We start from the raw sequence: 12,147 nt of genomic DNA, 5'->3' as shown, positions 1-12,147 counted from the left end.
TGCTGATTTTTTAAAATTAAACTCAAGCGTGCTATAATAAGCCTTTTTTATAAAGGATCTAAAATTTTACGACATATCTTATTTACAATTTTTGTTTGCATTTTTATATATTTTGGTATCGCTACAGCTGCTCCAACTGCTGATTTTGTTGGCTCGCTTGGACAAGGTCTTGGTGTTTTAAATATCAAATATTTTGGACTTATTGCGTATGTTTATCCATTTTTATTGATCATTTTGGGCTATTTTGTCTATAAAAATTTTAAGAAATTTGATTTTGATTTTGCTCAGTTTTTAGTAGGAATTTTCCTCTTTTTTGTAGCTTTTTTGATGTTTCAAGCCTTGAGTGCTTCAAGTGTAAATGGCGGTATAATTGGAAATTTCATAGTTAGTGCCTTAAAAGAGGTGATCGGCTCTATCGGCACTGCGGTTGCTATACTTATGATGTTTATTATCTCGCTTGGGCTTGCTTTTAGGGAAAATTTTATCATTGTTTTAAGAAAGGCTTTTGTCGATAGAGAGCCAAAAAGCTACGAGGCGAGTAAAAATTTAAAGGATATAAAACCAAGACAAATCCCAAAGATAGAACGCAAGAGGTCAAAATCTGAAGGTATAAAAGAAGAAGAGCTTATCGAAGCTCAGGTACTAAATGATGATGAACAGAGTTTAGATGAAGAGCTAGAGTCTGAGTCAGAAAAAGAGAGCAGGGCCTCAACTATAAATGGAGTTGAAATTTTAAACGAAGTGGCTGAAAACAAGAAGCTGCTTGATCAAATAGAACGAGGCAATGTCGAAAAGCCAAAGAATTTTGTCTTACCACCGCTTAAATTTTTAAACGATCCGCCAAAACGCTCGCACAGCGTAAATGAAACGGAAATCGATCAGCAAATTTCTAATTTGCTTGATAAACTTCGTAAGTTTAAAATAGACGGCGATGTGGTTAGAACTTATACTGGGCCTATCGTCACGACATTTGAGTTTCGTCCAGCTCCACATATCAAGGTAAGTAAAATTTTAACACTTCAAGATGACCTAGCGATGGCACTAAAGGCTCAAACGATCCGTATTCAAGCGCCGATCCCTGGTAAAGATGTGGTAGGCATCGAGGTACCAAATCAAAACTTAGAAACTATATACCTAAAAGAAATTTTAGAGAGCGAAGTCTTTAAAAATGCAAGTAGCCCGCTGACTATGGCGCTTGGCAAAGATATCGTTGGTGCTCCTTTTGTGACTGACCTTAAAAAACTACCTCATTTGCTAATCGCTGGAACTACAGGATCTGGCAAAAGTGTGGGTATAAACGCGATGCTTTTAAGCTTACTTTATAGAAATAGCCCACAAACTTTGCGCCTAATGATGATAGATCCAAAGATGCTTGAATTTAGCATATATAACGATATCCCGCACCTTTTGACACCGGTTATCACAGAGGCTAAAAAGGCGATCACTGCACTTGCAAATATGGTCGCTGAGATGGAGCGAAGATATAAGATAATGAGCCAAACTCGTACGAAAAATATAGAGAGCTACAATGAAAAGATGAAAGAGGAGGGCGGCGAGCAGTTCCCGTATATCGTTGTGATCATCGATGAGCTTGCTGATCTGATGATGACTAGTGGCAAGGATGTGGAGCTTTATATAGGCCGCCTAGCACAGATGGCAAGAGCTAGCGGTATACACTTGATAGTGGCAACCCAGCGCCCAAGTGTCGATGTCGTGACTGGCCTTATAAAGGCAAATTTACCAAGCAGGATAAGCTATAGAGTAGGGCAGAGGATCGATAGTAAGGTTATCTTGGATCAAATGGGAGCTGAGAGCTTGCTCGGACGTGGAGATATGTTATTTACACCTCCAGGAAGCCCTGGTGTGATAAGGTTACATGCACCATTTGCTAGCGAAAAAGAGATAGAAACGGTTGTAAATTTCTTAAAAGAGCAACAAGATGTAGTTTATGACGAGAAATTTTTAATAGAAGAAGGTACAAGCGGAAGCGTGGCTGCTGGTCCTCTAGGAGAAGATGAACTTGATGAACTTTACGAAGAGGCCAAAGAGATCATTTTAAGTGAGCAAAAAACGTCGATCAGTTATCTGCAAAGGCGTTTAAAAATAGGGTACAACAAAGCTGCAAACATAATAGAGCAAATGGAGAAAATGGGTGTTTTAAGTCCAGTGAATGCAAAAGGACAAAGAGAAATTTTATAGCTAAAGTCATAAATTATTTTAATTTTAGAATTTTAATTTTTATTAAAATTCTAAAAAGTCTTGACAAAGCACATTAAAATCTATATAATTACAACTCTTAAAAACATTGGGGTATCGCCAAGCGGTAAGGCAACTGGTTTTGGTCCAGTCATTCAGAGGTTCGAATCCTCTTACCCCATCCACTTTTTAAATCCAAAATAATACTTATCGCGGAGTAGAGCAGTGGTAGCTCGTCGGGCTCATAACCCGAAGGTCGGCGGTTCAAATCCGTCCTCCGCAACCAAATGCCTCGTATCTTTATCATTTAAAAACTAAACGCCAACCCCCGTGCCATCACGTATATCATCAACATTGAGATGAACGTAGTGTAAGCTACTTTTGATATCTGTATGACCCATAAAAGCCATCAGTTTATGAGCATTAAATCCCTTCAAGCTCACTAACCTAGAAGCCACTGTATGGCGTAATACGTATAATCCGTGAGTGTTGTTTTCTCCCTTATATCATAGATGGTTTCTTACAGCCCACCACATACGATTTGCTATATCGTGGTTTAGATGAGTTATGGGGCACTTGTTTAAGGGTAGGTCTTTGCAGTTATCATAAGCCCCTTGAGATACCCAGTAGTATGTCATACGAAGCACTTGGTCGTCTTTTGTTTCAGTAAAGAGTTTACGAGCCTCTATTTTACTTACGCTCTTAGCTATCTCTAAGCGTTGTTTTATGGCTTTGAAGACTAGAATAGTTTTGTTTTAATATGTAAAAAGAAAGATTAGTAAAAAAAGGTTTCATAACTTTTAAATATAAAAAGAGAAATTCCTATCTACTATATGTTTTATGGATTATTAGTATAAATTTAAAAATGCAGGAGGGGCGAATGCCCCTAATTATTATTTTAAAGTTTGGATGTATTCAGCTACTGCTTTCGCATCTTCGTCGCTCATTGGAGTAGCGATTGGTTTCATCATAGCGCCAAGACCAAATTTATTTGCTCCTGTTTTATAACCCTTTAGTGCCTCTTCGATAGCTGCTGCATCAAGAGATGTTAAAGCTGGAACTTTATTATTAAACATTTTTTCAGCTTTTGCACCATGACAGGCGATGCATTTTTTGTAGATAGCAGCACCATCTGCAGCAAAGGCAGCAGTTGAAAGTAGAGCCGCAACGCTAGAAACAATTAGTAATTTTTTCATTTTTCATCCTTTGTAAAAAAAGTTTATGCATTATAGTACAAAAAGGTAAATTCGCAAGAAGCTAGTTAAAATATTTTGGCTATAATCACCAAATGAATAAAAATAAGCCTATTAAAGCACTTTTTCTGGATCGAGACGGCGTAATAAACGAAGATGCTGGATATGTTTACGAGATAAAAGATTTTAAATTTATCGATGGCATTTTTGATGCGTTAAGAGAATTTGCTGGGGCTGGCTATAAGCTCTTTGTCGTGACAAATCAATCAGGCATCGGCAGGGGCTACTACACGCAGGAGCAGTTTGATGCTCTAAATAAATTTATGCTAGAAAGCTTTAAAAAAGAGCAAATTTTTATCACTAAAGTCTACTTTTGTCCACACGCTCCAGAGGCGGATTGCGCTTGTAGAAAACCAAATCCAAAGATGATACTTGATGCCTGCAAAGATTTTAACATAAACCCTAAAAACTCGCTCATGATAGGCGATAAACCAAGTGACGTCGAGGCCGGCAAAAGAGCAGGTGTTGGTAGAAATTTCTTGCTTGATGGGATAAATTTTAAAGATGTAAGAGATGTTTTAAATAAGCTAAAAAAGGAAAAATCACTATGAATTTAAATGGAAAAAAGATAGTTATAACTGGCGGCGCTGGCTTTATAGGCTCGGCGCTGGCGCATTATTTTGATGAAAATTTTAAAGATGCTCACGTGCTTGTCGTGGATAAATTTAGAAACGATGAGACATTTAGCAACGGCAACCTAAAAAGCTTTGGCCATTTTAAAAATTTACTTGGCTTTAGGGGTGAAATTTACGCTGGCGACATTAACGATCGCAGCACACTTGAAAAGATAAAAAACTTTGCTCCAGACGTCATCTACCACGAGGCAGCGATCTCAGATACGACCGTAAAAGAGCAAGATGAGCTAATAAAAACAAATGTAAACGCCTTTGTAAATTTGCTCGATATTTGCGAGAGTTTGGGCGCAAAGATGATCTACGCAAGCTCAGGCGCCACTTATGGCAACGCAAAGAGTCCACAAACCGTCGGCGAGTGCGAAGCACCAAATAACGTTTACGGCTTTAGCAAACTTAGCATGGATAATATCAATAAAATTTATGCAAAACGCGGTGTAAGCGTGGTTGGGCTGAGGTATTTTAATGTCTTTGGCAAGGGCGAGTTTTTCAAAAATAAAACTGCCTCGATGGTACTTCAGTTTGGTCTGCAAATTTTAGCTGGCAAGACCCCAAGACTCTTTGAAGGTAGCGACCAGATCAAAAGAGACTTTGTTTACATAAAAGATATTATTGATGCAAACATAAAAGCGCTTGATGCACCAAGTGGCGTCTATAACGCAGCTACTGGCAAAGCAAGAAGCTTTCAAGATATTGCTGACATCTTGCAGCGAGAGATCGGTGTAAATTTAGGCAACGAATACATAAAAAATCCATTTATTGGCTCATATCAGTTTCACACCGAGGCCGACGTAGCCCCAGCTCGCGAGGCATTTGGCTTTAGTGCGACTTGGAGCTTGGAAGAAGCGATAAAAGACTACTTGCCAGAAATAAAGAGAATTTACAAGGAAGAGATAAATGGCTAAGAGAGTTAAAATTTTAGTCGTCGGCGATCTCATGCTGGACCACTATATCTGGGGTAGCTGCGACCGTATCTCGCCTGAAGCGCCAGTGCAGGTTGTAAAGATAAACAATGAAACCTACACGCTTGGTGGCGCTGGCAACGTGGTGAGAAATTTACTCTCTCTTGGCGCAAATGTGAGCGTGGCTAGCGTCTTAGGAGATGATGAGGCTGGCAAAAAGATAAAAGAGAGACTTGCTGAGCTAAATGTAAAAGATGAGCTCATACTCACCGAAAAAGGGCGTGAAAGCTCGATAAAAAGCCGTATCATGGCATCCCACCAGCAAGTTGTCAGGATTGATAAAGAGAGCGTTGTCAAGATAAATTTAGAAGATGAGCTCGTCTTAAAAGTCAAAGAAAATCTTGCAAATTTCAAGGCCGTCTTGTTAAGCGACTACGGTAAAGGCGTGCTTAGCGAAAAGGTCTGCCAAGAGATCATAAACGAGTGCGTGAGACTAAATATCCCAGTTCTTATTGACCCAAAAGGCAGTGACTACTCAAAGTATAAAAACGCGACCCTTCTAACGCCAAATAAAAAAGAGGCGAGCGAGGCTACAAATTTAAAGATAAAAGACAAGACCGAGCTTGAAAAGGCGATAAAACAGCTAAAAGACGAGCTAAATTTGACCTATTCGATCATCACGATCTCAGAAGAGGGCATCGCGCTATATGACGACAGGCTGCACATCTTTGCCGCTAAAGCAAAAGAGGTCTTTGACGTCACAGGTGCCGGGGATACGGTGCTAGCTACACTTGGCTATATGCTAGCAACTGGTGCTGACATAAAAGAGGCGATAAAGATAGCAAACCTCGCTGCAGCCGTCGTCGTGGCAAAGATAGGTAGCGCAACGGCTAGCTTTAGCGAGATCGAGCAGCTGCTAAATAGCTCATTTGGGGCAAATTTCGAGCATAAGCTTAAAAGCGTTGAGGAGTTAGAAGAAATTTTGAGCCAAAAGGGCAAGAAAAAGGTCGTTTTCACAAATGGCTGCTTTGATATCTTGCACGCTGGACACGTAAAATACCTAGCCCGTGCAAGAGAGCTTGGCGATCTTTTGGTCGTTGGGCTAAATTCTGACGCTTCAGTTAAGAGGCTAAAAGGCGAGGCGAGACCTATAAACTCGCAAGATGATAGAGCCTGCGTGCTAAGTGGGCTTGGGTTTGTCGATTATGTCGTGATATTTGACGAGGATACGCCATTAAATTTGATAACAAAGATAAAGCCGGACGTGCTTGTAAAAGGGGCTGATTATAAAGATAAAGAGGTCGTTGGTAGCGAGATCGTAAAAGAGGTCAGGCTGATTGACTTTGTCGAGGGCAAAAGCACAACAGGGATAATAAAAAGGATAAAAGATGCTAAAAACAATGATAAAAAATGAGCTCGAGGCTCACCAAAAGATCTTTAGCGAGCATGTAAATTTGCTAGGTAGCCTAGAGTGTGCTTGCCAGATGGTAGCTGATACGCTAAAAAATGGCAAAAAGGTGCTAATATGTGGCAACGGCGGCTCTGCAGCGGACGCTCAACACTTTGCAGCCGAGCTAACTGGCAGATATAAAAGCGAGCGCCAGCCACTACCTGGCATCGCGTTAACTACTGACACTTCGGCACTTACGGCCATTGGCAATGACTACGGCTTTGACTATGTTTTTTCACGCCAGTTTGAGGCTTTGGCGCAGGAGGGCGACTTGCTCGTGGCGATCTCAACAAGTGGCAACAGCAAAAACGTCCTTGAAGCGATAAAAAGTGCTAAAAAAATGGGCGTTGCAGTACTTGGACTTAGCGGTAAAGGCGGTGGTGCGATGAATGAAGGATGTGATCTAAATTTAGTCGTTAGCTCAAGCGATACCGCAAGGATCCAAGAGTCGCACATCTTTTTTATACATACGATCTGTCAGGCCGTAGATGAGGTTTTTAGGGGCTAAAATGCAAGAAGTGATGGATAAATTTTTAAATGATCCTAGTCAGCAAAATGAGATAAATTTGATAGCAGCTTTGAAAAAGGCTAGTTTTTTTGCTCCGGTACTCTTAAACCAAGCACTCGCAAAGCCTGATGGTGGTGTGGTTTATGAAGAAGAGGGCTCAAATATCAAATTTATCCTGCTTGAAGATGAGGGCGAGAAGCTTAGCTATTTTCCAGCATTTACTAGCAAAGAGGCGATGAAGCTTTGGCGAAACGATAGCGAGCAAGAGAGCATTGAGATAGGGATAAAAGAGTATCTAGCTATGCTAAAAGAGAGTAGCTACGCTGGAGTCGTAATAGATGCCTTTAGCTACGATTTTATTCTTAAAAAAGAGCAGATAGTAAAAATTTTAGACTAAAATTTTTATCGCTCTATTGCCAAAGTCGCTGATTTGCTATTTAGCAAGTTTTTATTAATTTTAAGCTAAAATCAGCCAAGCTAAATTTAAGGAAAAAAATGAAAGACAATCTACTTGAATTAACTCAAGATATCGCATCTGTTGATATCGAAGAGTCTATAAAAACTAGCTATCTTGACTACTCCATGAGCGTCATCGTCGGACGTGCTTTGCCTGACGCTAGAGACGGATTAAAGCCAGTTCATAGAAGAATTTTATACGCTATGGACAATCTTGGCGTTGGTAGCAGAAGTGCCTATATGAAGTCAGCTCGTATCGTCGGTGAAGTCATCGGTAAGTATCACCCGCACGGCGACATAGCGGTTTATGACGCACTTGTTCGTATGGCTCAGAAATTTTCTATGCGTTATCCAGTCGTTGACGGGCAAGGAAACTTTGGTTCAATAGATGGCGACAGCGCAGCTGCGATGCGTTATACCGAAGCTAGAATGACAATGCTTACCGAAGAGCTTTTAAAAGATATCGACAAAGACACGGTTGATTTTGTGCCAAACTACGATGATAGAGAGGTTGAACCAGATGTACTTCCAAGCCGTGTGCCAAATTTATTATTAAACGGCTCAAGCGGTATTGCGGTCGGTATGGCGACAAATATCCCACCACACAGCCTTGATGAGCTTATAGATGGTCTTTTGCTCCTTCTTGAAAACAAAGAGGCTACACTTGAAGAGGTGATGGAATTTATTAAAGGTCCAGACTTCCCAACAGGTGGTATCATCTTTGGTAAAAAAGGCATAATAGAGGCCTACCGTACAGGTCGTGGCAGAGTCAAACTAAGAGCTAAAACTCACATAGAAAAAAAGCCAAACAAAGATGTCATAGTAATCGACGAGCTGCCTTATCAAACAAACAAAGCAAGGCTCATTGAGCAGATCGCCGAGCTTGTAAAAGATAAGCAGATAGAGGGCATTAGCGAGGTTAGAGATGAGTCTGATAAGGACGGCATCCGTGTAGTTATTGAGCTAAAACGCGACGCTATGAGCGACATCGTGCTAAACAACCTATTTAAATCAACCACGATGGAGAGCACTTTTGGCGTTATTATGCTTGCTATTAATAACAAAGAGCCAAAGGTATTTAACCTTATTGAGCTGCTTAAGCTATTTTTAAATCACAGAAAAACAGTTATCATTAGAAGAACGATATTTGAGCTTGAAAAAGCGCGTGCAAGAGCCCACATCTTAGAGGGTCTAAAGATCGCACTTGATAATATTGACGAGGTGATCGAGCTTATTAGAAATAGTGCTGATACATCGGTTGCTAGAGAAGGCTTGATGAGTAAATTTAACCTCTCAGAGCTTCAAGCAAACGCTATCCTTGATATGCGCCTAAGCAAGCTTACAGGCCTAGAGAGAGAAAAACTAGAGACCGAGCTAGCCGAGCTTATGGCTGAGATCGCAAGACTTGATGAAATTTTAAAGAGTGAGACATTGCTTGAAAATTTGATCAAAGAAGAGCTTCTTGAGATAAAAAATAAATTTAAAGTACCAAGAGTGACAGAGATCGTCGATGACTACGATGATATCGACATCGAAGACCTCATACCAAATGAAAATATGGTCGTAACCATAACTCACCGCGGCTACATCAAGCGTGTGCCAAGCAAGCAGTACGAGAAGCAAAAACGTGGTGGCAAGGGCAAAGTAGCGGTCACGACATACGATGATGACTTTATAGAGAGCTTCTTTACTTCAAATACCCACGATACGCTTATGTTTGTGACAGACCGCGGACAGCTATACTGGCTAAAAGTCTATAAGATCCCAGAAGGAAGCCGCACAGCAAAAGGCAAAGCAGTTGTAAATTTGATCCAGCTGCAGCCTGATGAGAAGATTAAAGCGATCATCCCAACGACTGACTTTGACGAGAGCAAATCGCTAGCGTTTTTCACTAAAAACGGCATCGTAAAACGCACAAATTTAAGCGAGTTTAAAAACATCCGCTCTGTTGGCGTAAGAGCGATCAGTCTTGATGAGAACGACGAGCTAGTAACTGCGCTCATTGCTCAAACATATGATGATATGCCAGTAACTGACCCTGAGAATGAGCTAAGCGTTGAGACTGAAGTACTTGAGATAGAAGAGATACAAAACGAGATCGACGAAGACAATGCAAACGCCGAAGAAGACGCAAACTCAGGCGATGAGACAATGCTATTTGTAGTGACTAAAAAAGGTATGTGTCTTAAATTTAAGATTAGTAAGGTTCGCCAAATGGGAAGAACTGCACGCGGCGTAACTGGCATCAAATTTAAAGAGCTAGGCGATGAGGTCGTAGGCGCAGCAGTCATCGAAAGCAATGATCAAGAAATTTTAAGCATATCTCAAAAAGGTATCGGCAAGCGCACAACCGCTGATGAGTACCGCTTGACAAATCGCGGTGGCAAAGGTGTCATTTGCATGAAGCTAACAAGCAGAACAGGCGATCTGATCGGTGTTGTGATGGTTGATGAAGAGCAAGATCTAATGGCTCTAACATCAAGTGGCAAGATGATCAGAGTTGATATGCAAACCATCCGCAAAGCAGGACGTAACACAAGTGGTGTGATCGTTGTAAATGTCGATGGCGATGATGTTGTAAGTATTGCAAGATGCCCTAAGGCAGATGATGGTGAGGACGAGGAAGAAGCACCAAGCGAAGATATGGGGCTTTTGGAATAAATTTTGCTACTAAATTTTAAATAGAAGCATAAAAAAGGTTGTTTATGAAGGTTAAAATTTTATCTTTTGCTTTGATGGTTGCTATTTTTGGCGGTTGCTCATTTAACGGCTTTATGGGCGAGCCAACTAACACATCAAACCGCAACGTAGTCATCCAAAAGGTCGATAAAGACGATCTTAGAGAGGTGATGAAAAAAGAGAAGATGATATATGATAGTGCTCCAAGAGAGACCACTTTTAGAGCCACAGGCGAGGGCATAGCTCCGCTAAATTCGCTCTCGTACGCTCAGTCGGTCACTCTTGCAAAAAGAGCGGCGATGGCTGATGCTTATTCTCAGCTTGCTGGTAAGCTTTATGGCGTAAAGATCAACGCTGAAGATACCGTAAGAGACGCGATGCTAAATGATTCATCTATCACTTCAAAGGTTCAAGGTCTTGTCAAAAATGCAAGGATCGTGAATGAAAATTTCAAAGACGGGCTTTATAAGGTAAATATGGAGCTTAAGATAGACGAAGATAAGTGGCGAGAAGTCTTTTCTTACTAACAATACTTTTAAATTTCGCCTTTTGCCTGGAGGAGTTTATCTTCTGGGCGAAGGTCGATACAAAAAACCAAATAGTTGCCTTTGAGGAAATTTCATTTTCAAAGGCGATGACTTTAACATCAAATCCAAAACCAAAATTTCTTTGCCAGATAGATGCTTTTAAAGATGAAAACACCACAACTCTTGGCTTTTTAAATTTACACAAAGATGAAATTTTTGACTGCTTTGCCTTAAAAAAAGTGATGATAAAAAATGAGCTTAATGTCAAAAATGCACAGGTCACAAACGCTTCAAATTTGAAAATTTTGCCAGTTAGATTTATGGTGGAATTTAAGCCAAAATCCGCTATCATCGGCACACTTCAATAAAAAGAGATCAAATGAATATCGTCATAGTAGAAGATGACATCAATATGCGAAAGTCGCTTGAGATCGCACTTGGCGAGTATGAAGAGCTAAACATCAAGAGCTATAAAAGTGCAGTTGAGGCTCTAAAAAAGCTAGGTGAAGACACTGATCTAATAATCACCGACATAAACATGCCAAAGATGGACGGACTTGAGTTTATTAAAGAGCTAAACGGCAAATTTGATGTCATCATAATGACTGGAAACGCCACGCTTAATAAGGCGATCGAGAGCGTTAGGCTTGGCGTGAAGGACTTTTTAACCAAGCCGTTTGACGTCTCGACGCTATATGAAGCGATAAAAAGGGTCGAGCTTCTTAAGCAAAAAACTCCAAAAACTATAAAAAAAATAGAAACAAAAAGCAAAAATAACAGCTTTTTAGCCACTTCAAAGGCGCTAGAAGCCACGCTAAATATCGCGCTAAAAGCCGCAAGGACTGACGCTTCAATAATGCTTAGTGGCGAAAGCGGCGTTGGCAAAGAGGTCTTTGCTAAATTTATCCACGCAAACTCACCTAGAAAAGACGCTGCGTTTGTCGCTTTAAATATGGCAGCAATCCCTGAAAATTTGATAGAAAGTGAGCTTTTTGGCTTTGAAAAAGGCGCATTTACCGACGCAGCGACTACCAAAAAAGGGCAGTTTGAGCTGGCAAATGGCGGAACGCTATTTTTAGATGAGATCGGCGAGATGCCTATAAATTTACAGCCAAAATTGCTTCGTGCCTTGCAGGAGCGCGAGATAACACGGCTTGGTGCTACAAAGAGCGAAAAGATAGACGTTCGCATTATCTGCGCTACAAATTCAAATTTAGAGCTTGCGATGAAAGAGGGCAGGTTTAGAGAGGATCTTTTCTACCGCCTAAACACGATCCCGCTTTTCATCCCGCCACTTCGCGAGCGAAAGGATGAAATTTTGCCTATCGCGCAGGATGCTTTGGACAAATGCTGCAAAGAGTATGGCTTTGAGGCTAAAAATTTCTCAAAAGCAGCCAAAGAGGAGCTTTTGGGCTACGACTATCCAGGCAACATAAGAGAGCTCATCTCGGTCGTGCAGCGTGCAGCGATACTAAGCGAGGGCGATGAAATTTTGCCAAAAGATCTATTTTTGCAAGCAAGAAGTAAAAAATAGGTAAAAATTT

The 12,147-nt window shown here is 40.7% G+C and carries 12 protein-coding genes and 2 tRNA genes; 12 read left to right on the top strand and 2 right to left on the bottom strand.

The genetic code is table 11. The features are described 5' to 3' along the window. Positions 1–15: 15 nt before the first annotated feature. The 3 genes from CVT18_RS06195 (at position 16) to CVT18_RS06185 (ending at position 2,482) form a co-directional block, all read left to right on the top strand. Positions 16–2,199, top strand: coding sequence for a DNA translocase FtsK 4TM domain-containing protein (locus tag CVT18_RS06195; protein WP_413784331.1), 2,184 nt, complete (start codon positions 16–18; stop codon positions 2,197–2,199). A 107-nt stretch (positions 2,200–2,306) separates the two neighbouring features. Beyond that, positions 2,307–2,381, top strand: a tRNA-Gln gene (locus CVT18_RS06190). A gap of 26 nt (positions 2,382–2,407) precedes the next feature. Next, positions 2,408–2,482, top strand: a tRNA-Met gene (locus CVT18_RS06185). Between the two features lie 28 nt (positions 2,483–2,510). Here CVT18_RS06185 and CVT18_RS10665 read toward each other — a convergent pair. Further along, positions 2,511–2,633, bottom strand: coding sequence for a hypothetical protein (locus CVT18_RS10665; RefSeq protein WP_258032509.1), 123 nt, complete (start codon positions 2,631–2,633; stop codon positions 2,511–2,513). A gap of 456 nt (positions 2,634–3,089) precedes the next feature. Next, entirely contained in the window at positions 3,090–3,392 is a 303-nt protein-coding gene (locus CVT18_RS06175; protein WP_072594134.1) for a c-type cytochrome, read from the bottom strand. Positions 3,393–3,484: 92 nt separating this feature from the next. Between CVT18_RS06175 and gmhB the strand changes: the two genes are divergently transcribed. From gmhB to CVT18_RS06130, 9 genes are all read left to right on the top strand, one after another. Next, positions 3,485–4,000 carry a D-glycero-beta-D-manno-heptose 1,7-bisphosphate 7-phosphatase gene (gene gmhB / locus CVT18_RS06170; protein ID WP_103628300.1) on the top strand — a complete coding sequence of 172 codons (516 nt, stop codon included), beginning with the start codon at positions 3,485–3,487 and terminating at the stop codon, positions 3,998–4,000. Next, on the top strand, positions 3,997–4,986 hold the full coding sequence (gene rfaD / locus CVT18_RS06165; protein WP_103628299.1) for an ADP-glyceromanno-heptose 6-epimerase: 990 nt from the start codon (positions 3,997–3,999) through the stop codon (positions 4,984–4,986). The genes gmhB and rfaD overlap by 4 nt, the downstream gene beginning before the upstream one ends. Beyond that, complete coding sequence (rfaE1, locus tag CVT18_RS06160; protein ID WP_107824338.1) at positions 4,979–6,397, top strand: D-glycero-beta-D-manno-heptose-7-phosphate kinase; 1,419 nt, start codon at positions 4,979–4,981, stop codon at positions 6,395–6,397. The genes rfaD and rfaE1 overlap by 8 nt, the downstream gene beginning before the upstream one ends. Further along, positions 6,372–6,941, top strand: a complete 570-nt coding sequence (gmhA, locus tag CVT18_RS06155) for a D-sedoheptulose 7-phosphate isomerase (RefSeq protein ID WP_103628297.1) — start codon at positions 6,372–6,374, stop codon at positions 6,939–6,941. The genes rfaE1 and gmhA overlap by 26 nt, the downstream gene beginning before the upstream one ends. A 1-nt stretch (position 6,942) precedes the next feature. Continuing rightward, positions 6,943–7,338 carry an SseB family protein gene (locus CVT18_RS06150; protein WP_103628296.1) on the top strand — a complete coding sequence of 132 codons (396 nt, stop codon included), beginning with the start codon at positions 6,943–6,945 and terminating at the stop codon, positions 7,336–7,338. Between the two features lie 98 nt (positions 7,339–7,436). Continuing rightward, positions 7,437–10,058, top strand: coding sequence for a DNA gyrase subunit A (gene gyrA / locus CVT18_RS06145; protein ID WP_107824337.1), 2,622 nt, complete (start codon positions 7,437–7,439; stop codon positions 10,056–10,058). A 44-nt stretch (positions 10,059–10,102) separates the two neighbouring features. Then, positions 10,103–10,603 carry an LPP20 family lipoprotein gene (locus tag CVT18_RS06140; RefSeq protein WP_103628294.1) on the top strand — a complete coding sequence of 167 codons (501 nt, stop codon included), beginning with the start codon at positions 10,103–10,105 and terminating at the stop codon, positions 10,601–10,603. Continuing rightward, positions 10,579–10,971 (top strand): hypothetical protein, encoded by a 393-nt coding sequence (locus tag CVT18_RS06135; RefSeq protein ID WP_103628293.1) that lies wholly within the window; start codon positions 10,579–10,581, stop codon positions 10,969–10,971. Before CVT18_RS06140 ends, CVT18_RS06135 begins: the two co-directional genes overlap by 25 nt. An 11-nt stretch (positions 10,972–10,982) precedes the next feature. Continuing rightward, positions 10,983–12,137 carry a sigma-54-dependent transcriptional regulator gene (locus CVT18_RS06130; RefSeq protein WP_103628292.1) on the top strand — a complete coding sequence of 385 codons (1,155 nt, stop codon included), beginning with the start codon at positions 10,983–10,985 and terminating at the stop codon, positions 12,135–12,137. Positions 12,138–12,147: the final 10 nt, after the last annotated feature.

This window comes from Campylobacter concisus (assembly GCF_003048405.1).
In the GTDB taxonomy this organism is placed as follows: domain Bacteria; phylum Campylobacterota; class Campylobacteria; order Campylobacterales; family Campylobacteraceae; genus Campylobacter_A; species Campylobacter_A concisus_Q.
The sequence above is the reverse complement of the archived record's forward strand: the minus strand, read 5'-3'. Positions and strand labels throughout refer to the sequence as shown.